The following is a 24,488-nucleotide window of genomic DNA, read 5'->3' as shown; positions in this document are numbered from 1 at the left end:
CACTAATCCTCAAGTGGAAAGAGACAGCGCGCGATGCCCATACCCTGTCTGGCCGAGCATGCGTAAATTGCCGGGCACGCTAACAAGAGGGTGAAAGAATTAATGTAGGACGAGTCCGTTAGCTCGGCGCGAATTTTCCGCATTTCAAAATGTTGCGTCAGCGAACGACAGACAGTGCAAGTCGAGTGCAATTGGGTGGTCAAGTCCATGCATTTTCGCCATGAATGGCCACGGTTGAGGAGTTTGCCGAGATATAAAGTGCCATCAAATCAGTGGCACTTTTTATTAAGTGTTATCGCCCGCTGACTTATTGGATTGATGGCGGTAACTTTTCAGAAGAATCCTACATTTATCAGTTTTTACTCTTGTCATGCTTTTCGCCAACCTCGGAAAGCGACTGTTCAATGATGATGATCAGGTTTGCAAGACCGCTCTGGCTCAGCGGTTCTGGAGTGATTGGCAGAAAGTGGGAATATTAAACTGATATCAGGGTATCCCCTGTCACATATAGGGTGATCACCTACGCGCCACAGCGAACACTTCGTCTTGTTGTTTAATCGGATGCTTGCTAGTGGCCATCATCGTGAGTACGATGCGCCGACTTAAAGAGCACGGCACTCAATCGGATGAGTCTTTTACGATGCTCTTGATACTGTCCAGCACCGCCGAAACTTCGGCAGGTGATTCGACCGTTATCTCAATAAAGGCCATGGATGTCCTACTCAAGCAAACTCTCCGCCCATTACCTTGAACTCGCTAAGTCCTCTGTTTCCAAAGAGAATTTTGCGGGCGAGGATGTTCGCTTCTCGAGCGAATTCGAAGCGTTGGAGAGTGAGTTGGGCAAAGCCCAATCCATGCACGAAAGCGGTCAGATCGACTGGCTGAAAATTCTCGAAAACAGCGAAACCCTGCTGCGAACCCAGTCCAAGGACTTGCGCGTGGGCGCCTGGTTGACGTGGGCGCTGTACCAGCGTGAATCGTTCCAGGGCTTGCTGGCGGGCATCGGTTTGCTGCATTACCTGTGCGAGAAGCACTGGGAACAGGTTCACCCGGCCAAATTGCGCACCCGCGCCGCCGCCGTCGGTTGGCTGGTGCCGCGCCTGGAGCAGGTGCTCAGCGAAAACGTTCCGATCAAGGAGCAGTTGCCGCTGTTCCGCCGCCTGGTGGAAAACCTCGAGGGCCTGGACAGTGCGCTGACCCAACACCTGGGCGATGACGCGCCGTTGCTGCTACCGATCTGCCGCCGCGTCAAAAGCATGGTCCAACGCGCCGCCGACAACCAGCCGGAGCCCGGTGCGGTGGGGGCGGTGGTGGCCCAGGTCAAGCAAGCCGCGACCCAGCTGTTTACCCCCGGCGCCCCGATCGATAACGAAAAAGAAGCCCACAAGGCCCTGCGCGCGCAGCAGGAAAATGCGCGCCCGCTGTGCGCCTGGTGGCTGAAACAGAAAGCCACCGACCTGCGCGCCCTGCGCCTGAACCGCACGCTGCTGTGGTTGCCGATCGACGCGGTGCCGGAGCGTAACGCCGAGCAGATCACCGCGCTGCGCGGGCTGCCGGCAGACAGGCTGAAGACTTATCAGGACCGCTTCGACCAGGGCAAATACGCCGACCTGCTGGTGGAGCTCGAAGCCAGCCTGGGCAAGGCGCCGTTCTGGTTCGACGGCCAGCGGATGGTCTGGGAGTGTTTGCAGAACCTCAACGCCGACCTGGCCATGCGCGAAGTGGAAATCCACTTCGCGTTGTTGATTCAGCGCCTGCCGGGGATCGTCGAGTTGCGTTACCACGACGGTGCGCCGTTCGCCGATCCGGCCACTCGCGCCTGGATCAGCGCCAACGTGATGCCCCATCTGCAAACCGCCAGCGCGCCGCGCAAAGTCGAAGTCAGCGCCAGCCAGCCGGCCTGGGAGTTGGCGCTCGAAGAGGTGCTGCCGGTCCTGCGCAAGGACGGCCTCAAGGCCGCCGTGCAGGTGCTCAAGCAGGGCCTGCAAGCTGCCCAGGGCGGGCGCGTACGGTTTTTCTGGCAGTTCAGCCTCGCGCGGCTGTGCTTCCAGGCCAAGAAGTACGAACTGGCCAAGACCCAGCTCGAAACCCTCGATTCAGAATTACAGAACTCAGGCTTGCACGCCTGGGAGCCTGATCTTGCGCTGGAAGTGCTGCACCTCCTGCATAGCTGCTGTGAGTTGTTGCCGCAGAACCACGCAGTGCGAGAACGCAAGGAAGAGATTTATCGCAGGCTGTGCCACCTCGACCTCGAAGTGGTACTCGAATAGGCCCCAGGGCCACAACCGCAAGGAGAAAAGCCATGGCCAAAGAAGGCTCGGTAGCCCCCAAGGAACGCATCAACGTCACCTTCAAACCCGCCACCGGCGGTGCTCAGGAAGAGATTGAACTGCCGCTGAAGCTGCTGGCAATCGGTGACTACACCCACCGCGCGGACGAACGCAAAATCGAAGATCGCAAGCCGATCAGCATCGACAAGATGACCTTCGACGAAGTGCTCGCCAAGCAAGAGCTGAGCCTGACGCTGAGCGTGCCTAACCGCCTTCAGGAAGACAGCGAGACTGACGAATTGGCAGTGAAACTGCGCGTCAACTCGATGAAGGACTTCAACCCGGCCAGCCTGGTCGAGCAAGTGCCTGAGCTGAAAAAACTGATGGAACTGCGCGATGCGCTGGTGGCCCTCAAAGGCCCACTGGGTAACGCCCCTGCCTTCCGCAAAGCCATTGAAGGCGTTCTCGCCGACGACGAATCCCGCGGTCGCGTACTGGGTGAGCTGGGCTTGAACGCCGCAGCCTCGGACGCCTGAGTCTCCATCAGCCAAGGAAGCCAACACTATGAGCACCAGTGCAGCACAGCAAAAAGACAACGAGAGCGGCGAGTTCAGCATTCTCGACAGCATCATCGCCGAAACCCGCCTGACCAAGGACGACGAAGCCTACGACATCGCCAAGCGCGGCGTGTCGGCGTTCATCGAAGAACTGCTCAAGCCGCAGAACAACGGTGAGCCGGTCAAGAAGGCCATGGTTGACCGCATGATCGCCGAGATCGATGCCAAGCTCAGCCGTCAGATGGACGAAATCCTTCACCACCCTGACTTCCAGTCCCTGGAGTCGGCGTGGCGTGGCCTGCAGTTGCTGGTCGACCGCACCAACTTCCGCGAAAACATCAAGATCGAAATCCTCAACGTCTCCAAGCAGGACCTGCTGGACGACTTCGAAGATTCGCCGGAAGTGATGCAGGCTGGCCTGTACAAGCACATCTACACCGCTGAATACGGCCAGTTCGGTGGTCAGCCTGTGGGCGCGATCATCGCTAACTACTACATGTCGCCAAGTTCGCCAGACGTGAAACTGATGCAGTACGTGTCCAGCGTAGCCTGCATGTCTCACGCGCCGTTCATTGCCGCGGCCGGCCCGAAATTCTTCGGCCTGGAAAGCTTCACCGGCCTGCCGGACCTCAAGGATCTGAAAGATCACTTCGAAGGCCCGCAATTCGCCAAATGGCAGAGCTTCCGCCAGTCCGAGGACTCGCGTTACATCGGCCTGACCGTGCCACGTTTCCTGCTGCGCAACCCGTACGATCCGGAAGAAAACCCGGTGAAATCGTTTGTGTACAAAGAAACCGTCGCCAACAGCCACGAGCACTACCTGTGGGGCAACACGGCCTACGCGTTCGGCACCAAGCTGACCGACAGTTTTGCCAAATTCCGCTGGTGCCCGAACATCATCGGCCCGCAAAGCGGTGGCGCGGTTGAAGACTTGCCGTTGCACCACTTCGAAAGCATGGGCGAAATCGAAACCAAGATTCCGACCGAAGTGCTGGTGTCCGACCGTCGTGAATACGAGCTGGCCGAGGAAGGCTTCATTTCCCTGACCATGCGTAAAGGCAGCGACAACGCCGCGTTCTTCTCCGCAAGCTCGGTTCAAAAGCCGAAGTTCTTCGGCATCAGTGCCGAAGGCAAGGCTGCAGAGCTGAACTACAAGCTCGGCACCCAACTGCCGTACATGATGATCGTCAACCGCCTGGCTCACTACTTGAAAGTGCTGCAGCGCGAGCAACTCGGTTCGTGGAAAGAACGTACCGACCTCGAGCTGGAACTCAACAAGTGGATCCGCCAGTACGTGGCCGACCAGGAAAACCCGAGCGCCGAAGTCCGTGGCCGTCGCCCGTTGCGCGCTGCCCAGATCATCGTCAGCGATGTTGAAGGCGAGCCTGGCTGGTACCGCGTCAGCCTGAACGTGCGTCCGCACTTCAAGTACATGGGTGCCGATTTCACCCTGTCGCTGGTTGGCAAGCTGGACAAAGAGTAAACCCGGAGCTCACTCATGACTGGATACGGCAGCCTTTTCGAACGCCTGGGTGGCGACGCGGACAAACGCGTCGGCTGGAGCCGCGAGGCCTCCGCCATGGCGTCGGTGGCTGCCCATCTGGCCAAGATGCTCAGCACCCGTGCGGGCAGCGTGCAAACGCTGTCCGATTACGGGCTACCCGATCTCAACGACATGCGCCTGAGCCTGCACGACTCTCTGAGTCAGGCCCGCCTGGCCATCGAAAGCTTCATCGAAGCCTACGAACCGCGCCTGAGCAATGTGCGTGTCGTTTCACTGCCGCGTGACAACGACCAGCTGCGACTGTCCTTCAGTATCGAAGGCCTGTTGGAGGTGGAAGGTTTCAAGCGTCAGGTCAGTTTTGCCGCGCGCCTGGATGGCAGCGGCCAAGTCAAGATCAACTAGGGACATGCAATGGGCAGTTCTGAACCAGGGTGCGGTGGTCATGAAGGGACGTAGCGTTTTGCTGTTGATTGCCCTGACCTTTGTGGCTGTGGTCTCAGGCGCCTGTTATGTGAAAGTTGCGGCGGGACGGCTGGCTCATGTCTATTCCACCACCTGGAACGACAGCGAGACGTGCTACATCAACTCCTACATTCCCCAGTACTCGGCCCTCGGTGTCGCTGGAAGCCTGGTGCGCATTTTCGCCAGCGAAGCCTATTTCAAGGTGTACGCCAAGGACGGGACATTGCTGAGGTCGTCCGAATGGATGATCTGGCAGAACGAGTTCACGGTGGACGAGGCTTCGCAGTGGGTATTCAACCGAGCGATCTATCCGACCGTTAAAGGTTATCAGGGCTGGTCTGTCCCGGAGTGCGGTCAAGCCACGGCCAGTCAGGCTTTTTTCGCGCCGCCGTCGGCCAACAACGTCCCCTTTGAAACCGGGGGGGACAGCTGAAAATGAGGTTGCGCCCGACCCTTTGGCCAATGACCGCTCTCGTAGCGGTTTTGACGTTCCTGGCCTGGACGACGCCGGTGTTATCCAACGCCTTGATGCTGCTCATGGACCGGGTGAATTTCATCCCCGCAGAGTCATCGATCTGGACCTTCGAACCCTATGAAATCAACCAGGGATCGAGTTCCTGGTGGGTCTATGGCGAGGACGCGCAACACTATTACTACTTTAGCTACGAACCGGATGCCCCTTATCTCGCGTTCGCCAAGGCAACCGAGTGCGCAGGCTTCGACTCGCGTGACTTCCGCACATGGTGCGCGCGATGAACGCGCTCGGTGTGGCATGGAAGTGGTTCCGCCACGTCCTCAGTGTGGTCGGGGCGCTGGCGATCATTCTTGGCGGGGTGTTTCTCGGCGGTGCGAGTTTCGACAAGCCTGCACCACGGGTGTTGGCCGATCACCCCAAGGCTCAATGGCTGGGGGCCGAGGACGGCGGGTATTACGTGGAGATCACCCGGTCCAACCCACCGGATTACTGGGTGCAGGTGCGCTATGAAAGCGGAAGTCTGCTGAGCGAGGGCTGGATTCGCTATGGAACTCAAAGCGGTACGCTCCTGACGGCGGCCCAAATCAGCAGTGCCGACCTCGAAGAGATTTCGGTCACGGCGTATCTGCCCATTACCAAGAACAAAGGAGATCGTGCGCAGTGAGCTTCAGGTCATTCATGAAGATGTGGTTGGTGGTGGGCGGCGTGCTAATGGCGGGCTGCACCACGCAGCTGACCTACAACAACGACATTTTTCTCGTAAACACCTGTGGGGTGCCGCTGGAGATCGAGTCGCATGGCAGCAGCAACTTTTTGCCGCCCATACCCGCGCATGTCATTGCACCGGGCGAGCGCGACTACGTGGCCAGTTACCTGTCCTATGGCGAAGACGTGAGCCCGCAAATCAGCGACAGCTATTCGTTGACCGTCAAAGGGGCTGGGCGAACACGTACCGTGACCGCTGACGAAATGCGTGACGCCGTGGCCAAGGTCAAACGAGAAAGAAACGGTCGCTTGCGCAGCTGGAGCATCGTGGACGGGGCGTTTTGCCCATGATCACTTTGCCGGACGAACTGCGTTTTTACCTGATGGTGGTGGCTGACAGTATTCTGTTCGGCGGCCTCGCGTTCCTGAGCCTGCTGCTGATCGTCAGCGGCCTGAGTCGCACGCTGCGCGAATCGTGGTTGCATCGGGGCCTGACGTTCATGGTGCTGGCGACGCTCATTGCCATGGAACTCGTCGGTTCCTGGTACGCCAATTTGAGTCCGGCATGAGCCCCGTGGCCCGAATCCTTTGCAGCGTGCTGATCCACAGTCTTTTCTGTGTCGGTTACGTGTTTCTCAACAACTGGGTGGCGGACACCTACAGCGCGATCAACGGCGGCTTGACCTCCCGTGGCGTGAATATTCGCCTGACCAGCAAGTTTTTGTTCGAGCTGTTTCTGGGGGTCAACCTGCTGATCGCCCTGTTGCCCAACCTCAAGGCCAAGCTGGGGCTGTGGGCTGCGTTGGTGCTGCTGATTCCGTTGTGGCTGCTGCCGCACCATCCGCTGCGAACGCTGTTTTATGGCCTCGGGCAGGGCGCGTTCACCTTGATGGCGATTGTGTTGAGCGTCGGGCTGGACCGGTGGTGGAAGCGCAGAGCGGCCCCCCAAAAACCAACTGGGCTTGCGCAGGAGTTGCAGGAGATTGCCGAGTATTTCCCGCTCGGTGGCCACGCTCCCGGCGGCGGCTATCCGTGGGTGCGTGCACTGGATTCGGTGGGCCTTGGCGCTTATCAGATGGCCTTCATGCCGTGCGCCGACAGCCTTGCCCGGTTGCGCCGGTTGATCGAGCGCGAAGGCTTCGTCAGCGAAGTCGCGCATACCGAGCGATTCCGCACGCTGAAGAAAGCCCATGGCGCGGTGGTGTCGTTGGGCGAGCGCGATGAATTCAATGTGCGGGTGGTGATTCTGGTCACCAACAGCCTGGCGCTGGTCGAGGCCGTGCGCGACCTGCCGATCACCCCACCCGGGCCGTGGGTGGTATTCCCGCAAGTCGACCCGAGTGAGTTGCTTGGCCTGCAAGGCAGCCTTGAGTGGTGGTGGGACGTCTATTGGCAGCCGTTCTGGGAAACCCTCGACGAGCCCGCGCAGCAGGCGTTTCTCCAGCAGAGCGGGGCGCCTCAGGCCTGGGTCGATTTTTTCGAGCGGCGTGAAATATTGGCCGCCGCACTTGAATTGCGGTATCGCCATGCATAGCGCCGGCCGACGGCGATTTTTCAAGGTGGCCCTGTGGCTTCCGCTCGTGCTGTTGCTGGGAGCGATGCTGGGCGAGTGGCTGGACGGTAGCGCCCCGCGGCTGGAGGCGCGGCAGGTGGTGCTGATTAACGTGTTCGCGTTCGGCCCGCTGGCGTACCTGGTGTTTGCCGTGTGGGCAACACGTTCTCTGAATGGGTGTACCGAGAAACAAGTATTGCGAAGCGTATGGCTGGCCCCGCTGTTGTTCATCCCTTTTTATGCCGGGGCATGGGTGTTGTATGGCGTGGTAACCCTGTTGACGGGGGACCTGGACGGTTTCGGGATGATGGTCATGTGGGTGGCATTTTTGCCGTATCTGCTCATCGCCGGTTATGTCATTTCAGGGCTGACGGTTGCGCTCTACAGGACGTTTTATTGATGAGTTTCGCTCCCTCGAATACAGCCGCACGCATGGACGTGGCGGTCTCAACAGCAACCCGAATCAGGCAGGTAACCCGTGTCCTTTAATCACTACTACCAAAGCGAACTCACCGCGCTGCGCCAGTTGGGTCGCCGCTTCGCCGAACGTAGTCCGGCGCTGGCCCCTTTCCTGGGTCAGGCTGGGCGTGACCCGGACGTCGAGCGCCTGCTGGAGGGTTTCGCGTTCCTGACCGGGCGCCTGCGCCAGAAGCTCGACGACGAACTGCCGGAGCTCAGCCATTCGCTGATGCACCTGCTGTGGCCCAACTACATGCGCCCGCTGCCGGCGTTCAGCATCTTGCAGTTCGACCCGCTCAAGCGTTCCGGCCCGGCCCTGCGCGTGGAGCGCGACACGCCAGTGGAGAGCGTGCCGATCGATGACGTGCGCTGCCGGTTCCGCACCTGCTACCCGACCGAAGTCCTGCCGCTGGACCTGACCGCGCTGACCTACTCGGTCAAGGGTGACGGTTCGCTGTTGAGCCTGCGCCTGGACATGGCCTGCGACGGCCACATCGGTGAACTGGACCTGAGCCGCTTGCGCCTGCACCTGGCGGGCGAGCGCTACATCAGCCAGATGCTTTACCTCAGCCTGCTGCGCAACCTGGAGGGCATCGAACTGATCCCGCTGGACGGCTCCGGCAAGCCGCTCAATGGCGTCAACGGCATGCCAATGGCGTTCAAGATGCCGGGCGACCGCGTGCAGCCGGTGGGTTTTGCCGAAGAAGAGGCGCTGATTCCGTACCCGCTCAATACCTTCCGTGGCTACCGCTACTTGCAGGAATACTTCGCCTTCCAGGACAAGTTCCTGTTCGTCGACCTGACCGGCCTGGACCTGCTCAAGGCCTTGCCCGAAGACACCCTCAAGCAGATGCGCGGCCTGGAATTGCGCTTCGACATCCGCAAGAGCGGCATCCAGCGGCTGCGCCCGACCCTGGACAACGTGAAGCTCTACTGCACGCCGATCGTCAACCTGTTCGAACACGATGCGTTACCGATTCGCCTGGACGGCAAACAGGATGAATACCTGCTGTTGCCGGCCGAATTCGACCTGGAAAACTGCGGCGTGTTCTCCGTTGAAGGCGTGACCGGGTGGAAGCCCGGCGGCCTCGGTTATCAGGAATACGTGCCGTTCGAATCCTTCGAACACGACCCGAGTTTCGACGTGCCGCAAAGCCGTCCGCATTACAGCATCCGCCAGCGCTCCTCGTTGCTGCACGACGGCCTCGACACCTACCTGAGCTTCGGCATTCGTCACACCGAAGCCCACGAAACCCTGTCGATCGAGCTGATGTGCACCAACCAGAACCTGCCGCGCCGGCTCAAGCTGGGCGACATCTGCATGGCCTGCGAAGAGACCCCGGAGTTCCTCAGTTTCCGCAACATCACCCCGGCCACGTCGAGTTTTGCGCCGCCGCTGAACCGTGACTTCCTCTGGAAGCTGATCAGCAACATGTCGCTCAACTACCTGTCGCTGGCCAACGTCGACGCGCTCAAGGTGATCCTCGAAACCTACGACTTGCCGCGCTACTACGACCAACACGCCGAGAAGGTCAGCAAGCGTTTGCTGGGCGGGCTCAAGTCGATCCGTCACCAGCACGTCGACCGTTTGCATCGCGGTTTGCCGCTGCGCGGGTTGCGCACCGAGCTGACCATCGACCCGGAAGGCTACATCGGCGAAGGCGACCTGTTCGTGTTCGCCTCGGTTCTTAACGAGTTTTTCGCGCTTTACGCCAGTCTCAATTCGTACCACGAGCTGCGGGTAAAAAGCACACAGGGAGAGGTGTACCAATGGACACCACGTATGGGCCTGCAGCCCCTGCTTTAAGCGGGCTGAGCCGGGTAATACGCGAGTACTCGCTGTTTCAGGGCGTGCTGCTGGTCATCGACCGGCTGCGCGAGGCGCACCCGTTCCTGAGCGAAGAGGACCTGTACGACCAGCTGGAATTCCAGGCCAACCCGAGCCTGGGTTTCCCCGGCAGCGACGTCGACCGCGTGGAGTTTTTCGAAGAGCACGGGCAACTGCGCGCGCGCATGCGTTTCAACCTGATCGGCCTGGTCGGCTCCGGTTCGCCGCTGCCGGCGTTCTATGGCGAACAGGCCCTGGGCGACAGCGAAGACGGCAACCCGACGCGCAACTTCTTCGACCTGTTCCACCATCGCCTGCAACGCCTGATGCTGCCGATCTGGCGCAAGTACCGTTACCGCGCCAGCTTCCAGAGCGGCGCCCTCGACCCGTTTTCCTCGCAGCTGTTTGCGTTGATCGGGCTGGGCGGCGAAGACATTCGCCGGGCCAAGGAACTGAACTGGAAACGTTTGCTGCCGTACCTGGGCCTGTTGAGTTTGCGGGCGCACTCGGCGGCGCTGATCGAAGCCGTGCTGCGCTATTACTTCAAGCACGCGGAGCTGACCATCGAGCAGTGCATCGAGCGCCGTGTAGAAATCCTCGAAGAGCAGCGCAACCGTCTCGGTCACGCCAACAGCCAGCTCGGTGAAGACCTGGTGCTGGGTGAGCGCGTGCGCGACCGCAGCGGCAAGTTCCGGATTCACATCCGCGAACTCGACTGGCAACGCTTCCACGAATTCCTGCCGATCGGTTTCGGCTACCAGCCGCTCTGCGCGCTGGTGCGGTTCACCCTGCGTGACCCGCTCGACTACGACATTCGCCTGGTCCTGCGCCAGGAAGAAATCCGCGAACTGCGCATCGGTGAGCAGAACGCCTGTCGCCTGGGGTGGACCAGTTGGCTGGGCCGCGAAAAAGCGGACGGCGTGGTGACCCTGGGCAGCAAAATTCATTAAGGATGTGAAACCTATGATCAACGTAGACCTGCAACAACTGATCCAGGCGCTGGACGCCGAAACCCGTCGCGACCTGGAAAGTTCTGCCGAACGCTGCGTCGCGCGCGGCGGCAGCAAGATCCTCGTCGAAGACCTGCTGCTGGGCTTGCTGGAGCGCCCGCAAGGTCTGCTCGCACGCGCGTTGCAGGACGCCGAAGTGGATGCCGGCGAACTGAGCGCGGCCCTGCAATCGCGGGTCGAGCACAGCGCTTCGCGCAACCCGGTGTTCGCCCCGGAGCTGGTGCAGTGGCTGCAAGACGCGTTGCTGGTGGCCAACCTTGAACTGGGCCAGAGCCAGGTCGAACAGGCTGCGTTGATCCTCGCCCTGTTGCGCAACCCGATGCGGTATGCCGGTAGCCGCTACCAGCCATTGCTGGCGAAATTGAACATTGATCGGCTGAAAGACTTTGCTCTGTCGCAGAAGGAAGAACCGGCCACCGGCAAACCTGCCGTGCCGGGCGAGTCCCTGCTGCAACGTTTCACCCATAACCTGACCCAACAAGCCCGCGACGGCAAACTCGACCCGGTGCTGTGCCGCGATGGCGCGATTCGTCAGATGGTCGACATCCTCGCCCGTCGGCGCAAAAACAACCCGATCGTGGTCGGTGAAGCCGGTGTCGGTAAAACTGCCATTGTCGAAGGCCTGGCCTCGCGCATCGCTGCCGGTGAAGTGCCGCAGGTGCTCAAGGGTGTTGAGCTGCTGTCGCTGGACATGGGCCTGCTGCAAGCGGGCGCCAGCGTCAAAGGTGAGTTCGAACGTCGCCTCAAGGGTGTGATCGACGAAGTCAAAGCCTCGCCGAAACCGATCATTCTGTTCATCGACGAAGCCCACACCCTGATCGGTGCCGGTGGCAACGCCGGTGGTTCGGACGCCGCCAACCTGCTCAAACCAGCCCTGGCCCGTGGCGAGTTGCGCACCATCGCCGCCACCACGTGGGCGGAGTACAAAAAATACTTCGAAAAAGACCCGGCCCTGGCCCGTCGCTTCCAGCCGGTTCAGTTGCACGAACCGACGGTGAGCGAAGCGGTGACCATCCTGCGTGGCCTGGCTCAGGTGTACGAGAAGAGCCACGGCATCTACCTGCGGGATGACGCGGTGGTCGCGGCGGCGGAACTGTCCGCTCGTTACCTGGCCGGTCGGCAACTGCCGGACAAAGCCGTCGACGTCCTCGACACCGCGTGCGCCCGCGTGCGCATCAGCCTGGCCGCCGCGCCGGAAAGCCTCGAGCGCCTGCGCGGTGAGCTGGCCGAAGGTGGCCGTCAGCGTCAGGCCCTGCGCCGCGACGCCGAGGCCGGTTTGCTGATTGATCACGAAGCGCTGGACGCGCTGGAAGATCGCCTGGACGCCGCCGAAGACGAAATGGTCGCCCTGGAAACCCTCTGGACCGAGCAGAAGGAACTGGCCGAGCGCCTGCTGGACCTGCGTCAGCAACTGGCCAAGGCCCGCGAAGCTGCCGCCGTTGAACCGACCGTGACTGTGGAAGAAGACGCCGAAGGCACCGTCATCGAAACCCTGGAGACCCCAGTGGATGAGGCGCAGAGCGTCGAGACACTGGAAGCCGCGTTGAACGAAACCCATCGCGCCCTGACCGATGCCCAGGTCAAGGAACGCCTGGTGAGTTTCGAAGTGTGCCCGCGCCTGGTCGCTGAAGTGATCAGCGCCTGGACCGGCGTGCCGTTGGCGCAACTGGCCCGTGAGCACAACGCCAAGGTCGCGAGCTTCGCCACCGACCTGCGCACCCGCATTCGCGGTCAGGAGCAAGCCGTCCACGCCCTCGACCGTTCGATGCGTGCCACCGCTGCGGGCCTGAACAAACCCGATGCACCGGTGGGCGTGTTCCTGCTGGTGGGGCCAAGCGGCGTCGGCAAGACCGAAACCGCCCTGGCATTGGCCGACCTGCTGTACGGCGGTGATCGTTTTATCACCACCATCAACATGTCCGAGTTCCAGGAGAAGCACACCGTGTCGCGCCTGATCGGCGCACCGCCGGGCTACGTCGGTTACGGCGAGGGTGGCATGCTCACCGAAGCCGTGCGCCAGAAACCGTACTCGGTGGTGCTGCTCGACGAAGTCGAAAAAGCTGACCCGGACGTGCTGAACCTGTTCTATCAGATCTTCGACAAAGGCGTGGCCAACGACGGCGAAGGGCGTGAAATCGACTTCCGCAACACGCTGATCCTGATGACTTCGAACCTGGGCAGCGACCGCATCAGCGATTTGTGTGAAAACGGTGCGCGTCCCACTGCCGAAGTACTGGAAGAAACCATTCGCCCGGTGCTCAGCAAGCATTTCAAACCGGCGCTGCTGGCGCGTATGCGTGTGGTCCCGTACTACCCGGTGGGTGGCCCGGTGCTGCGCGAACTGATCGAAATCAAACTGGACCGGTTGGGCGAGCGCCTGAACCGTCGTCAACTGGATTTCACGTACTGCCAGAACCTGGTCGATCACCTGGCCGAACGCTGCACCCAAAGCGACAGCGGCGCACGCCTGATCGACCACTTGCTCGACCTGCATGTGCTGCCGTTGGTGGCCGACCGTTTGCTCGATGCCATGGCCACCGGTGAAAGCCTCAAGCGCGTGCATGCGACGCTCGACGGCGACGCTGGCGTGACCTGCGAGTTCGCGTGAGGTGTCACTGATGTTCACTCGCGTGGCGCAGCCGCTGATCTATGCCGAAGCCTTGCTGGCGCAGTTCGCCAGCTTGTCGCGCGCGGCTGACGGCGCGGCGCTGCTCGGTGACTTTGTGCGCGCCGTGTGCGAACTCAGCGGTTGCGAGTTGAGCCAGTTGTACTTGCTCGACGCAACCCACACGTGCCTGGGTTTGAACGCCGAATGCTTGCAGGGTGTGTTGCAGCCACGCGAGGCCGCGAGCCTGCCGGCGGACTACAACGGTGAGCAACTGTTGCAGTTTTCGCTGTGTCAGAACCGGGTGTTGAGCCTGAACGAACTGAGCGGCAGCCTGCACGAAACCAGCTTCCTGCCGGCCCAAAGCACACCGTGGCAATCGCTGCTGTGTGTGCCATTGGTCAACGCGCAGCAAGCGGTGGTCGGGCTGTTGTTGTGCGCCAGCCGTGAACACGTCGAGCTGCAAGGCTTTGCCGATTCGCTGGGGCAACTGGGCTCGTTCGTGCTCGGTCAGTTGCATTTGCTGCACCGCCTGCGCCGGCCGGTGGGGGAGGTCGCTTCGATTTCCACCAGCGTGCCGAGCGCCAGCGGTTACGGATTGATCGGCAAGAGTGCTGCGATGCGCGACACCTGTCGCTTGATCAGCAAAGTGCTGCACAGCCCCTACACCGTGTTGTTGCGTGGCGAGACCGGCACCGGCAAGGAAGTGGTGGCCCGCGCGATTCACGATTGCGGGCCGCGCCGCTCCCAGGCGTTCATCGTGCAGAACTGCGCTGCGTTCCCGGAGAACCTGCTGGAAAGCGAGTTGTTCGGCTACCGCAAAGGTGCCTTCACCGGCGCCGACCGCGACCGCGCCGGGCTGTTCGATGCGGCCAATGGCGGCACCCTGCTGCTTGATGAGATCGGTGACATGCCGCTGTCGTTGCAAGCCAAGTTGTTGCGGGTGTTGCAGGAAGGCGAGATTCGTCCGCTGGGCTCCAACGACACCCACAAGATCGACGTGCGCATCATCGCCGCCACTCACCGCGACCTGGCGGTGCTGGTCAGCGAAGGCAAGTTCCGCGAGGACCTGTATTACCGCCTCGCGCAGTTCCCCATCGAGTTGCCGCCCCTGCGCCAGCGCGATGGCGACATCCTTGACCTGGCCCGGCACTTTGCCGACAAGGCCTGCACGTTCCTGCAACGCGATGCGGTGCGCTGGTCCGATGCGGCGCTCGATCACCTGTCCGGCTATGCCTTCCCCGGCAACGTGCGGGAACTCAAGGGCCTGGTCGAGCGCGCCGTGCTGCTGTGTGAGGGCGGCGAGTTGCTGGCCGAGCATTTTTCGCTGCGTGTCGATGTCGTGCCGGAAGACAGCAGCCTGAACCTGCGCGAACGCCTGGAGCAGGTCGAACGCAGCCTGTTGCTCGATTGCCTGCGCAAGAACGATGGCAATCAAACCCTGGCGGCCCGCGAACTGGGCTTGCCACGCCGAACCCTGCTGTACCGCCTCGGGCGCCTGAACATCAACCTCGGTGATTTCGATGGCTGATCTCAGTTTCCGCACCCCAACGCCGTTGGTTGGAATGCCAACTGTGGCCCGCGAACTCCCCGTGGCCAGGGCGCTTGCCCCAACCTCATTCGCTTTTTTCAGCGCCGCCCGAACGGGGCGACGCTTTGTGCATTTCCTGATCATGGAGACCCTCTGATGCCTGTACGTCACTGGCAAGCCGTCCTGTTGACCCTCGTCGTTCTATGCGGCCTCGGCGGCTGTAGCGGCAATTACAAATTCAACGACAACACCTATCGCCCACTGGGTGATCCGCAGGCGGTCAATCGCGGCAAGTGACCGCAAGGAGCGACATCAATGGAACTGGTTTTCGAAATGCTGAACACCAAGCAATTCGTGCCTACCGATCTGTGCCAGAAGACCTTTAAACAGGCTGGCGGCGTGATCGGGCGGGGCGAGGATTGCGACTGGATCATTCCGGACCGTAAACGCCACCTGTCCAACCATCACGCGCTGATCAGCTACCGTGAGGGCACGTTTTACCTGACCGATACCAGCAGCAACGGTATCCAGGACAGTGAAAGCGGCGCGCGCCTGCGCAAGGGCGAAGCGCAGCGCATCGAACATGGCAGCGTTTATGTGCTCGGGGACTTCGAGATCCGCGCACGGCTGGTTCGCGATCCGGCAGCGTTCGAGGCTGAAGTCGGCCGTCCGCAAGCGGCGGGCAGCATCATTCCTGACGATGCGTTCCTGGACCTCGACCCGCTCAATGCCCTTGATCAGCAAGAGCGCGTGTACTCGGAAATTGACGAGCTGGGCGCCCTCAATGCGCCGCGCCAGGAACCCCGTCAGCGCGCCGACTATGCGCGCATCGACATGGAAAGCCTGATGGTGCCGGAGCTGATTGATGCCCCGGCGCCCGTGGCTCCTGCACCCGCACCCAAAGCGCCGGAGCGTCAGAGCGAAGGTTTCTGGGAGCACTTTGGCGACGCCCTGGGCGTGGACCTCAAGGGCCTCGACCACGAGAGCCGCGAAGCCCTGGCGATCAACGCCGCACGCTTGCTCAAGCAAAGCGTGGGCGGTTTGCAGCAGAGCTTGCGCACCCGCTCGGAGCTGAAAAACGAACTGCGTCTGGCACTCACCACCGGCCAGGCCACCAGCAAGAACCCGCTGAAATTCGCCGTCGATGCCGGCGAAGCGCTGGGCATTCTGTTGCAGGGCAACAAGCCCGGCCAGTTGCCGGCCGAACAGGCGATCTCCCGTGCGTTCCGCGATTTGCAGGCGCATCAGGTCGCGTTGCTCACCGCCAGCCGTGCGGCGGTGCGCGGGACTCTGGAGCACTTCTCGCCACAGCAACTGACCCTGCGTTTCGAGCGCGACGGCAACAAGCCGTTGATCGCCACCTCGGGCAGTCGCTGGAGAGCCTACGGCCGTTACCACCAGGCGCTGCGTCAGGACGATGACTGGAGCGAACGCCTGCTGGCGCGCGATTTCGCCCAGGCCTACGAAGAACAGATCCGCCTGATCTCCACCCTCCACACCGACCACCAAGGATGATGCGCATGTCTCGCTGCTCGACCGCTTTTTTCAAGACGCTGACTGCGCTCACCGCCCTGGTGCTGCTGGCCGGTTGCTCGTCGATGTCGCCGTATTCCACGATGACCAAACTGAACCTCAAGCTGACCGCCAGCGATCAGCTCAACCCGGACCTCAACGGTCGGCCGTCGCCGATTGTCGTGCGGCTGATGGAACTCAAGCATCCGGTGGCTTTCGAAAACGCTGATTTCTTCAGCCTGTACGAACGCGCCAAGGACTCGTTGTCGCCAGACCTGGTGGCCAGCGAAGAGATGGAGTTGCGCCCGGGCGAAACCGTCGAACTCAAGCTCAGCGTGGAAGAGGGCAGCCGCTTCGTTGGCGTGCTCGCGGCCTATCGCGACCTGCCTGAAAGCCAATGGCGCTACGTGGTGCAACTCACTCCGGTCGAGCTGACCGAGGCCGAGTTGACCCTCGACCAGACCGGCATTCGCCCCACCCACGCAACGATCGCCAAGGCTGACTGAACATGAACGTGCATAAAGTCATTTGGCAGGAAGGCATGCTGCTGCGTCCGCAGCATTTCCAGCACAACGATCGCTACTACGACAACCAGATGAAAACCCGCACTCAGTTGCTGGGCAGCTACACCTGGGGGTTCCTGGGGCTGGAAATCGACTTGCAGTTCCTCAACATGGGCAAACTGGTGATCAGCCAGGCCTCGGGGATTCTGCCGGACGGCAGCCTGTTCGAACTGGGTGGCAACACCGAGCCGCTGGCACTGGACGTCCCGCCGAATACCGGTAACACGCCGATCTACCTGGCGTTGCCACTGGTGACCGGCAACCACATCGAGTCCCGCCGCCCCGAGCAGTCCGACGTGCTGGCGCGTTACACCGCGTACGAGGCGGAAGTCGCCGACTCCAACGCCGGCGACGACTCCAGCAGCCAGGTCAGCTGCGCCCGCCCGGATTTTCGCTTGCTGCTCGGCGAGCAACAGAGCGACCAGGCCTACGTGAAACTCAAGGTCTGCGAAGTCCTCGACACCACGCCCGACGGCGTGATCAGCCTCGACCCGGACTTCGTCCCGACCTACATTCACGCGCACGCTTCGGGCTATTTGCTGTCGTGCCTGAAAGAAGTCATCAGCATGCTCGGACACCGGGGCGACACCATTGCCGACCGGATTCGCTCCAACGGCAAGGTCGGTGGCGCGGAAGTCGGCGACTTCATGATGCTGCAACTGATCAACCGTACCGAACTGGTACTGCGCCACTTCCTGGGCCTGGAACAGGTTCACCCCGAAGAGCTGTACCGCACGCTGCTGTCGATGCTGGGCGATCTGGCGACCTTCGCCAGCGACAGCAAACGCCCGCGTCTGGACAGCCGTTACCAGCACAGCGACCAGGGCGCGAGCTTTCGCAAGTTGATGGAAGCAATCCGTCAGGTGCTGTCGATGGTGCTCGAACAGCACGCCATCGAACTGGTGCTGCAAGCTCGCCAGTACGGGATCACCGTGTCGCCGCTGCACGATCACAAACTGTTGGGCTCGGCTTCGTTCGTGCTCGCCGCCAGTGCCAACTGCGACTCCGAAGAGCTGCGTCATCGCTTGCCGGCGCACCTCAAGGTCGGTCCGGTGGAGCGCATTCGTCAGTTGGTCAACCTGCACCTGCCGGGCATCAAGGTCAAACCCTTGCCGGTGGCGCCGCGCCAGATCCCGTTCCACTCCAACAAAACCTATTTCATCCTCGAACTCAGTTCCGAAGACCTGGCGCAACTGGAGCGTTCCGGCGGCTTCGCGTTCCACGTGTCCGGCGAATTCGCCGAGCTTGAACTGAAATTCTGGGCCATCAGGAACTGACCGACATGATGAAGGACATGGATCACAACCAGGATGACAAGACTGTCCTCCTTGATCGCCAGGGCCAGGGCCCGGCTTCGAGCCCGCTGACCGACTTCGCCGCACCGCCGCGTTTCGAGCAGTTGGAAGAACGGATGATCTACGCCGCCCGCCTGCGTCCGGCGGAAGCGTTCAACATCAGCCTGAACTCGCTGGTGGCGGCGTCCTCGGAGTTGCTGTCGGAAGTGGTGCGGCTCAAGCACAGCGAAACCCGCGAAGACATGCACGCGCTCAATGAGCGCCTGACCTCCGGGCTGAAACTCTTCGAAGTGCGCGCCTTGCACAATGGCGCCGAGAGTAGCCAGGTGATGGCCGCCCGTTACGTGCTCTGCACCGTGGTCGATGAAGCTGTGGTGACCACGCCGTGGGGCAACGAAAGCGAGTGGTCGCAGATGAGCCTGCTCAGCAGCTTCCACAACGAAACGTTCGGCGGCGAGAAGTTCTTCCAGTTGCTTGATCGGCTGTCGAAGAACCCGGTCAAGCACCTGCCGATGCTTGAACTGATGTACCTGTGCCTGTCCCTGGGTTTCGAAGGCAAGTACCGGGTGCAGGCCCGTGGCATGCTCGAACTCGAAGGCATCCGCGATGCCTTGTACCGGCAGATTCGTCAGCTGCGCGGCGACGTGCCGCGTGAACTGTCGCCGCACTGGGAAGGCCTCAACGACAAGCGTCGCAGCCTGGTGCGCATCGTGCCGTGGTGGATGGTGGCGTTGTTCACCGTGGTGTGCCTGGTGGTGATGTATTCGGGGTTTGCCTGGGTGCTGGGCGAGCAGCGCGAAACCGTTCTGCAACCTTATCAGCAGCTTGATCCGGCAGCGGTTCAGCCGCAGTCGTAAAACAGGGACGTGTGATGAAAAACTTCTTCAAGAAAGTCGGCGCCTTCCTGCGCAAGACGTGGGTCTGGACCCTGCTGCTGGTGCTGTTCGTGGCGCTGCTGGTGTGGTTCGTCGGGCCGCTGCTGGCGGTCAACGATTACAAGTTCTGGGCCGAGTCGACCTCGCGCCTGCTGACCATCAGCGTGCTGTTCCTGATCTGGGGCCTGACCATGGTCTTCGTCAGTTGGCGCGCCGGTGTGCGTAAAAAAGCCGTCGAAGAAAGCGAAGACGGCCAGGAACGCATGCGCCGCGAAGAGATGATCGACGAAGAGCAGAAAGAACTGCGCTCGCGCTTCAAGGACGCTCTGAAAACCCTCAAGACCTCAAGCCTGTATCGGGGGCGCAGCGAACGCTGGCGCAACGATTTGCCGTGGTACTTGCTGATCGGCCCGCAAAGCAGCGGCAAGACCAGCCTGCTGGACTTCTCGGGCCTTGAGTTTCCGATCAACAAGATCGATCGCAAACTGACCCGCGACACCGTCGGCACCCGGCACTGCGACTGGTATTTCGCCGACCACGGCGTGCTGATCGACACCGCCGGGCGTTACCTGACGCAGCCGGACGCCGATGTTGACGGCAGCGCCTGGACCACCTTGCTCAGCCTGCTGCGCAAGCGTCGCCGCAACCGTCCGTTGAACGGTGTGCTGGTGACCATCCCGGTGGAAATGCTGCTCAGCGGCAGCGAGCAGGACCTGGATACCCTGGCTCGCCAGGTGCGTGCGCGCCTACAAGAGGTTCACCAGAAGCTGCACGTCGATCTGCCGATTTACCTGGTCCTGAGCAAGGCTGACCAGTTGCTTGGTTTCGACGAGTTCTTCGATCAACTGACCCGCGAAGAAAGCGATCAGGTGCTCGGCACCAGTTTCCGTAAAGAGCAAAGCGGTACAGATGTGGCGGTGCTGCGTGCAGAGTTCGAAGAGCTGCTGCGTCGCCTCAACAGCCAGGTGATCATGCGCATGCACCAGGAGCGCGACACCCAGCGCCGTGGCCGCATCCTCGACTTCCCGCATCAACTGGGGCAGATCGGCGAGCGTCTGTGCCTGTTCGTCGACATGGCGTTCACCGGCAACCGTTACCAGCGTGTCAGCCAGTTGCGCGGTTTCTACCTGACCAGCGCACCGCACCTGAGCGAAAAACTCGACCAGAGCACGGCGGGCATTGGTGCCAGCCTGGGCATCAGCAGCGGCGTATTGCCGACGTTGCGCAATGGTCGCTCACGCTTCATCCACCATTTGCTCAGCCGTGTGATCTTCCCCGAGGCCGATCTGGCCGGGTTGGACAAACGTGAACGCAGCCGCATCCATTGGGGCCAGCGTGCGTTGTACGTTGGCGCACTGGCGGCACTGGGCCTGTTCGGCATGTTGTGGGCGACCGGTTTCTCGGCCAACTACGAACGCCTGGAACACCTGCGCTCGTTGGCGCAGACCTGGACTCAGCAACGCTCGGTCCTGACCGCGCGCGATGATTCGATGGCGGTGCTCAAGACCCTCGACACCAGCTACGAAGCGACCAAAGTGTTCCCGCCCAAAGGCGATGTGTCGCTGTATGAGCGCGGTGGCCTGTATCAGGGCGAGTCGAGCAACCCGGTGGTCAAGGGCGCCTATGAGCGTGAACTGGAAACCCAGTTGCTGCCACGGGTTGCGCAAGTGCTCGAAGGGCAGATTCGCTCCAACATGAAAGACCGCGAGCGCCTGCTCAACAGCCTGCGTGCCTACCTGATGCTGAACATGAAGGATCGTCGTGATCCAGCGTGGCTCAAGGATTGGGTCGCCACCGAGTGGTCCCTGCGTTACGCCGGCAACACGGCGGTGCAGAACGGTCTGAACGCGCACCTCGAACGCCTGCTCAAGCAACCGTTTATCTACCCGATCAACGAGACGCTGGTGGCGCAGGCCCGTCAGGTCTTGCGCAGCGAATCCCTGGCCACCGTGGTTTACCGGATCTTGCGTGAACAAGCGCGCAACCTGCCGGATTACCGCCTGAGCCAGCACCTGGGGCCGCAAGCCGGCCTGTTCGTGGGCACCGATTACGTGATCCCGGGTTTCTACACCCAGCAGGGCTATCAGCAGTATTTCTCGGTGCAGGGCAGCACATTGGTCACCGACCTGCTGCGTGACAACTGGGTGCTGGGCGAAGGTTCGGGCATCAGCGGCATGGACATGCGTCGCCTGATGGTTGAACTGGAGCAGCTGTACTTCCGCGACTACGCCAACTACTGGAGCGAGGCGGTCGGCCAGGTGGGCCTGCAACCGTTCACCGACGCGCGCGAAGGCGCCGATCAGGTGGCGGGGCTGACGTCCGCCAACTCGCCGATCCTGCAAATGCTGGTTGAAGTCCGGGAGAACACCCGCTTCCCGGCTGCCGCTGATCCGGTTGATGAGGCCGGTGATGCCGCCGATGCACTGGCCGGGCAGAAGGGCAAGTTGGGTAAAGTCGGCAAACTGGCGTCTGCCGTGGCGGACAAGGCTTCGGCCATGAACGTCGCCAAGAACCTGCCGGACACCGCGAAAAAATCCCTGCAACGGCGCTTCGAACCGCTGCACCGTTTGCTGGACGACAACAACGGCCCGGCAGCGGACCTGACCCCGGCCCTGCAAGCGCTCAACGACCTGCAGCTGCAACTCTCGGGCCTGGCCCGCGCCAGTGCACCGGAGCAGGCCGCGTTCGAAATGGCCAAGACCCGCATGAGCGGCCAGCGCGATGCGCTGAGCACCCTGCGTAACGCGTCGGGCCGCTTGCCGCGTCCGGTCAGCGTGTGGTTCAACGTGCTGGCCGAAGACACCTGGCGCCTGGTGCTCAACGATTCCTACCAGTACCTCAACCAGCGCTACCAGAGCGAGCTGTACAGCTTCTATGGCAAGGCGATCAACAAGCGTTATCCGTTCAGCGCCCACAGCACCAGCGACGTCGCGATCAGCGACTTCCGCGAGTTCTTCAAGGCCCAGGGCATCGCTGATCGTTTCTTTGAAACCTACATGCGTCCGTTCGTGAGCGGCGATCCGGGTAACTACCGTCTGCGCAGCATCGACGGTCACAGCCTGCCGATGTCCAAGGTCTACCTCGACCAGATGGCCGCCGCGCAAGTGATCCGCCAGAGCTTCTTTGCCGAAAACCCGGCCGAGCCGCAGGTGCAGTTCAAACTGGAGCCGTACACCCTGGACCCGGCCGTCAGCCGTTCCGAGTTCCGTTTCGGCAACCAGACCATGGAATACCGCCATGGTCCGATCGTGCCGGTTTCGTTCAAATGGCCGACCGAGGCTGAAGACGGTCGCACCAGCCTGGTCCTCGACAAAATGGCCGGGCGCCCGATCGGCATCGAGAAAAACACCGGACCGTGGTCGTTGTTCCGTCTGTTCGACCTGATGCAGACCGAGTACCTGACCGGTCGTGACGTGCTGGTGCTCAAAGCAGACCTGGGTGGCCTGCGCGCCAACTACCTGCTGATGAGCCAGCGCACGCCAAACCCGTTCGACATGGGCGTGTTGCGCACCTTCCGTATGCCGGTGCAGCTCTGATGCCGGTTGCCAGTGCCTGGCGCAGCGCGGCGCGTACCGACCCCGGCAAGGTTCGGGCGCGCAACGAAGATGCCTTCCTCGACACCCCGCAACATGGCTTGTGGGTGGTCGCAGACGGCATGGGCGGTCATCAGGGCGGCGACATCGCCAGCCAGCTGATCGTCGCCAGCCTGGCGGATTTGCCGGTCGAAGAGAGCTTCGACGAACGACTCAAGGGCGTGCGCCAGTGCCTGCACTGGCTCAACCGTCGCTTGGGCCAGGAGTTGACCGTCACCGCCGGGCGCCACGACAGCATCATGGGCAGCACCGTGGTGGCGCTGCTGGTGGACGGTAATCGGGCGGCCTGCATCTGGGCCGGTGACAGCCGTTGTTATCTGTGGCGTGGGCAGCGGCTGTATCAGCTGTCCAAGGACCATTCGCTGATGCAGCAACTGGTCGACGAACAACAAATGAGCGTCGAGCAAGCCCGTGCTCATCCGTCCGCCAACGCCCTGACTCGTGCGGTCGGGGCCAGCGAACAGCTGACCCTGGACGTGCTTGAACTCGAGGTCCATCCCGGCGATGCGTTCCTGTTGTGCAGTGACGGTTTGTACCAGGGCCTGACCAGCGACGCGCTGGGCAACGCCCTGAGCCTGACCGCGCCGCACGTGGCGCTGGAGCGTCTGTTCGACGGCGCCTTGCGTGGTTCGGCGCGGGACAACCTGACTGCCGTGGTGATCCGCCAATGAGTGAACACGACCCCGTACTCGACCAATTGCTGGTCAGCGAAGAAGAAGCGGCCAACCTGACCTACTTCGCCTTCGCCAAATCCCATGCGCCGCCGCAGTCCGTGACACCCAGCCGGGCCAGCGTCGGCGAATTGCCGGACGTGCTCGCCGGGCGCTACCGCATCGAGCGTCTGCTCGGTGCCGGTGGCATGGGCGCGGTTTACCGCGCACGGGACCTGCTGCACGAACAGTTCGGTGACCCCGACCCTTACATTGCGCTGAAAATCCTCAGCGAAGAATTTGCCGAATCGCCGGACGCCAGTGCCTTGCTCTACAGCGAGTTCGCCCTGACCCGGCGCCTGCGCCACCCGAACGTGCTGCGCTTGCACACCTTCGAAGTGGACACCGAGTGCCAGCGCGCCTTCATCACCATGGAACTGATGCGCGGGCTGACCCTCGACAAATTGCTCTGCGAGCGGCCCTTGGGCCTGCCGTGGAGCGAACTGCGCGACGTCGCGCTGCCGCTGCTTGACGCGTTGGCCTATGCCCACAGTCGTGGCGTGCTGCACGGCGACCTGAAACCGAGCAACGTGATGCTCAGCGAGGAGGGCGTGCGCCTGTTCGACTTCGGCCTTGGCCAGGCGCAAGAGGGCGTATTGCCCGGCTTGCCGCACCTGAGCCGCAGCCGCTTCAACGCCTGGACCCCAGGCTACGCCGCGCCGGAACTGCTTGAAGGCGCGCCGCTGACTGCCAGTGCTGACCTGTACGCCGTGGCCTGCGTGCTCTACGAATTGGCGGGCGGCAAGCACCCGTTCCGCCGCGTGCCATCGACCCAGGCCCGCGATGAACGCCTGGACCTTGAACTCAAGGCCCCACCGCACCTTCCCGCACACTGCTGGCCCGCGTTGCGCACCGCGCTGGCCTTCGAGGCGGCGCAACGCACCATCACTGTCGCCCAGTTGCATGAAACATTGGCGCGTGCCGCCATGGGCGCCACTTCGTCCTGGCTGCAACGCTGGTTGCATCGGCGCAACGGATGACT

Annotated in this window: 23 protein-coding genes; all 23 read left to right on the top strand. The window is 61.9% G+C overall.

Going from position 1 to position 24,488, the window contains the following annotated elements:
* The first annotated feature begins 713 nt into the window (after positions 1–713).
* The 23 genes from tssA to AC1Z1G_RS26955 all read left to right on the top strand — a co-directional run bounded on the left by tssA (position 714) and on the right by AC1Z1G_RS26955 (position 24,486).
* Positions 714–2,270 carry a type VI secretion system protein TssA gene (gene tssA / locus AC1Z1G_RS27065; protein ID WP_483623619.1) on the top strand — a complete coding sequence of 519 codons (1,557 nt, stop codon included), beginning with the start codon at positions 714–716 and terminating at the stop codon, positions 2,268–2,270.
* Positions 2,271–2,302: 32 nt separating this feature from the next.
* The gene (gene tssB / locus AC1Z1G_RS27060; RefSeq protein ID WP_347902764.1) at positions 2,303–2,806 is read left to right on the top strand and encodes a type VI secretion system contractile sheath small subunit; all 504 of its coding nucleotides are present in this window, start codon (positions 2,303–2,305) and stop codon (positions 2,804–2,806) included.
* Between the two features lie 28 nt (positions 2,807–2,834).
* Positions 2,835–4,310, top strand: coding sequence for a type VI secretion system contractile sheath large subunit (gene tssC / locus AC1Z1G_RS27055; RefSeq protein ID WP_347902763.1), 1,476 nt, complete (start codon positions 2,835–2,837; stop codon positions 4,308–4,310).
* A 15-nt stretch (positions 4,311–4,325) separates the two neighbouring features.
* On the top strand, positions 4,326–4,733 hold the full coding sequence (tssE, locus tag AC1Z1G_RS27050) for a type VI secretion system baseplate subunit TssE (RefSeq protein ID WP_347902762.1): 408 nt from the start codon (positions 4,326–4,328) through the stop codon (positions 4,731–4,733).
* Between the two features lie 4 nt (positions 4,734–4,737).
* Entirely contained in the window at positions 4,738–5,226 is a 489-nt protein-coding gene (locus AC1Z1G_RS27045; protein ID WP_483623616.1) for a hypothetical protein, read from the top strand.
* A gap of 29 nt (positions 5,227–5,255) precedes the next feature.
* A complete protein-coding gene (locus AC1Z1G_RS27040) occupies positions 5,256–5,549 on the top strand; it encodes a hypothetical protein (RefSeq protein WP_483623615.1) in 294 nt (97 codons plus the stop codon).
* On the top strand, positions 5,546–5,932 hold the full coding sequence (locus AC1Z1G_RS27035; protein WP_483623613.1) for a hypothetical protein: 387 nt from the start codon (positions 5,546–5,548) through the stop codon (positions 5,930–5,932). Before AC1Z1G_RS27040 ends, AC1Z1G_RS27035 begins: the two co-directional genes overlap by 4 nt.
* Positions 5,929–6,324, top strand: a complete 396-nt coding sequence (locus AC1Z1G_RS27030; protein WP_483623612.1) for a hypothetical protein — start codon at positions 5,929–5,931, stop codon at positions 6,322–6,324. The genes AC1Z1G_RS27035 and AC1Z1G_RS27030 overlap by 4 nt, the downstream gene beginning before the upstream one ends.
* Positions 6,321–6,542, top strand: coding sequence for a hypothetical protein (locus AC1Z1G_RS27025; RefSeq protein WP_483623610.1), 222 nt, complete (start codon positions 6,321–6,323; stop codon positions 6,540–6,542). The genes AC1Z1G_RS27030 and AC1Z1G_RS27025 overlap by 4 nt, the downstream gene beginning before the upstream one ends.
* Positions 6,539–7,507, top strand: coding sequence for a hypothetical protein (locus AC1Z1G_RS27020; RefSeq protein WP_483623608.1), 969 nt, complete (start codon positions 6,539–6,541; stop codon positions 7,505–7,507). Before AC1Z1G_RS27025 ends, AC1Z1G_RS27020 begins: the two co-directional genes overlap by 4 nt.
* On the top strand, positions 7,500–7,925 hold the full coding sequence (locus AC1Z1G_RS27015) for a hypothetical protein (RefSeq protein WP_483623606.1): 426 nt from the start codon (positions 7,500–7,502) through the stop codon (positions 7,923–7,925). Before AC1Z1G_RS27020 ends, AC1Z1G_RS27015 begins: the two co-directional genes overlap by 8 nt.
* Positions 7,926–8,003: 78 nt before the next feature.
* Positions 8,004–9,791 carry a type VI secretion system baseplate subunit TssF gene (tssF, locus tag AC1Z1G_RS27010; protein ID WP_483623604.1) on the top strand — a complete coding sequence of 596 codons (1,788 nt, stop codon included), beginning with the start codon at positions 8,004–8,006 and terminating at the stop codon, positions 9,789–9,791.
* Positions 9,755–10,762: a type VI secretion system baseplate subunit TssG gene (tssG, locus tag AC1Z1G_RS27005; protein WP_483623602.1), complete on the top strand. Its 1,008-nt coding sequence runs from the start codon at positions 9,755–9,757 to the stop codon at positions 10,760–10,762. The genes tssF and tssG overlap by 37 nt, the downstream gene beginning before the upstream one ends.
* A 13-nt stretch (positions 10,763–10,775) precedes the next feature.
* Entirely contained in the window at positions 10,776–13,430 is a 2,655-nt protein-coding gene (gene tssH / locus AC1Z1G_RS27000; protein WP_483623600.1) for a type VI secretion system ATPase TssH, read from the top strand.
* 10 nt (positions 13,431–13,440) lie between these two features.
* On the top strand, positions 13,441–14,958 hold the full coding sequence (locus AC1Z1G_RS26995; RefSeq protein ID WP_483623598.1) for a sigma-54 interaction domain-containing protein: 1,518 nt from the start codon (positions 13,441–13,443) through the stop codon (positions 14,956–14,958).
* A 156-nt stretch (positions 14,959–15,114) separates the two neighbouring features.
* The gene (locus tag AC1Z1G_RS26990) at positions 15,115–15,255 is read left to right on the top strand and encodes a type VI secretion protein (RefSeq protein ID WP_092276060.1); all 141 of its coding nucleotides are present in this window, start codon (positions 15,115–15,117) and stop codon (positions 15,253–15,255) included.
* Between the two features lie 18 nt (positions 15,256–15,273).
* Positions 15,274–16,473: a type VI secretion system-associated FHA domain protein TagH gene (gene tagH / locus AC1Z1G_RS26985; protein ID WP_483623596.1), complete on the top strand. Its 1,200-nt coding sequence runs from the start codon at positions 15,274–15,276 to the stop codon at positions 16,471–16,473.
* A gap of 5 nt (positions 16,474–16,478) precedes the next feature.
* Complete coding sequence (gene tssJ / locus AC1Z1G_RS26980; protein ID WP_347902749.1) at positions 16,479–16,976, top strand: type VI secretion system lipoprotein TssJ; 498 nt, start codon at positions 16,479–16,481, stop codon at positions 16,974–16,976.
* 2 nt (positions 16,977–16,978) lie between these two features.
* Positions 16,979–18,310 (top strand): type VI secretion system baseplate subunit TssK, encoded by a 1,332-nt coding sequence (gene tssK, locus AC1Z1G_RS26975; protein ID WP_347902748.1) that lies wholly within the window; start codon positions 16,979–16,981, stop codon positions 18,308–18,310.
* A gap of 5 nt (positions 18,311–18,315) precedes the next feature.
* Positions 18,316–19,185 carry a type IVB secretion system protein IcmH/DotU gene (icmH, locus tag AC1Z1G_RS26970; protein ID WP_347902747.1) on the top strand — a complete coding sequence of 290 codons (870 nt, stop codon included), beginning with the start codon at positions 18,316–18,318 and terminating at the stop codon, positions 19,183–19,185.
* A gap of 14 nt (positions 19,186–19,199) precedes the next feature.
* Positions 19,200–22,739 (top strand): type VI secretion system membrane subunit TssM, encoded by a 3,540-nt coding sequence (gene tssM / locus AC1Z1G_RS26965; RefSeq protein WP_483623594.1) that lies wholly within the window; start codon positions 19,200–19,202, stop codon positions 22,737–22,739.
* Positions 22,739–23,467: a PP2C family protein-serine/threonine phosphatase gene (locus tag AC1Z1G_RS26960; protein WP_483623593.1), complete on the top strand. Its 729-nt coding sequence runs from the start codon at positions 22,739–22,741 to the stop codon at positions 23,465–23,467. The genes tssM and AC1Z1G_RS26960 overlap by 1 nt, the downstream gene beginning before the upstream one ends.
* Positions 23,464–24,486 carry a serine/threonine-protein kinase gene (locus tag AC1Z1G_RS26955; RefSeq protein WP_483623592.1) on the top strand — a complete coding sequence of 341 codons (1,023 nt, stop codon included), beginning with the start codon at positions 23,464–23,466 and terminating at the stop codon, positions 24,484–24,486. The genes AC1Z1G_RS26960 and AC1Z1G_RS26955 overlap by 4 nt, the downstream gene beginning before the upstream one ends.
* Positions 24,487–24,488: the final 2 nt, after the last annotated feature.

The organism is Pseudomonas sp. JL27(2026), assembly GCF_056933555.1.
Note: the sequence above shows the minus strand (reverse complement) of the source record. Positions and strands in the feature narration are given on the sequence as shown.

Coding starts and splice junctions, on each gene's coding strand:
- tssA (WP_483623619.1), top strand. CDS start 714: ATGTCCTACTCAAGCAAACTCTCCGCCCATTACCTTGAACTCGCTAAG.
- tssB (WP_347902764.1), top strand. CDS start 2,303: ATGGCCAAAGAAGGCTCGGTAGCCCCCAAGGAACGCATCAACGTCACC.
- tssC (WP_347902763.1), top strand. CDS start 2,835: ATGAGCACCAGTGCAGCACAGCAAAAAGACAACGAGAGCGGCGAGTTC.
- tssE (WP_347902762.1), top strand. CDS start 4,326: ATGACTGGATACGGCAGCCTTTTCGAACGCCTGGGTGGCGACGCGGAC.
- AC1Z1G_RS27045 (WP_483623616.1), top strand. CDS start 4,738: ATGCAATGGGCAGTTCTGAACCAGGGTGCGGTGGTCATGAAGGGACGT.
- AC1Z1G_RS27040 (WP_483623615.1), top strand. CDS start 5,256: ATGACCGCTCTCGTAGCGGTTTTGACGTTCCTGGCCTGGACGACGCCG.
- AC1Z1G_RS27035 (WP_483623613.1), top strand. CDS start 5,546: ATGAACGCGCTCGGTGTGGCATGGAAGTGGTTCCGCCACGTCCTCAGT.
- AC1Z1G_RS27025 (WP_483623610.1), top strand. CDS start 6,321: ATGATCACTTTGCCGGACGAACTGCGTTTTTACCTGATGGTGGTGGCT.
- AC1Z1G_RS27020 (WP_483623608.1), top strand. CDS start 6,539: ATGAGCCCCGTGGCCCGAATCCTTTGCAGCGTGCTGATCCACAGTCTT.
- AC1Z1G_RS27015 (WP_483623606.1), top strand. CDS start 7,500: ATGCATAGCGCCGGCCGACGGCGATTTTTCAAGGTGGCCCTGTGGCTT.
- tssG (WP_483623602.1), top strand. CDS start 9,755: ATGGACACCACGTATGGGCCTGCAGCCCCTGCTTTAAGCGGGCTGAGC.
- tssH (WP_483623600.1), top strand. CDS start 10,776: ATGATCAACGTAGACCTGCAACAACTGATCCAGGCGCTGGACGCCGAA.
- AC1Z1G_RS26995 (WP_483623598.1), top strand. CDS start 13,441: ATGTTCACTCGCGTGGCGCAGCCGCTGATCTATGCCGAAGCCTTGCTG.
- AC1Z1G_RS26990 (WP_092276060.1), top strand. CDS start 15,115: ATGCCTGTACGTCACTGGCAAGCCGTCCTGTTGACCCTCGTCGTTCTA.
- tagH (WP_483623596.1), top strand. CDS start 15,274: ATGGAACTGGTTTTCGAAATGCTGAACACCAAGCAATTCGTGCCTACC.
- tssJ (WP_347902749.1), top strand. CDS start 16,479: ATGTCTCGCTGCTCGACCGCTTTTTTCAAGACGCTGACTGCGCTCACC.
- tssK (WP_347902748.1), top strand. CDS start 16,979: ATGAACGTGCATAAAGTCATTTGGCAGGAAGGCATGCTGCTGCGTCCG.
- icmH (WP_347902747.1), top strand. CDS start 18,316: ATGATGAAGGACATGGATCACAACCAGGATGACAAGACTGTCCTCCTT.
- tssM (WP_483623594.1), top strand. CDS start 19,200: ATGAAAAACTTCTTCAAGAAAGTCGGCGCCTTCCTGCGCAAGACGTGG.
- AC1Z1G_RS26960 (WP_483623593.1), top strand. CDS start 22,739: ATGCCGGTTGCCAGTGCCTGGCGCAGCGCGGCGCGTACCGACCCCGGC.
- AC1Z1G_RS26955 (WP_483623592.1), top strand. CDS start 23,464: ATGAGTGAACACGACCCCGTACTCGACCAATTGCTGGTCAGCGAAGAA.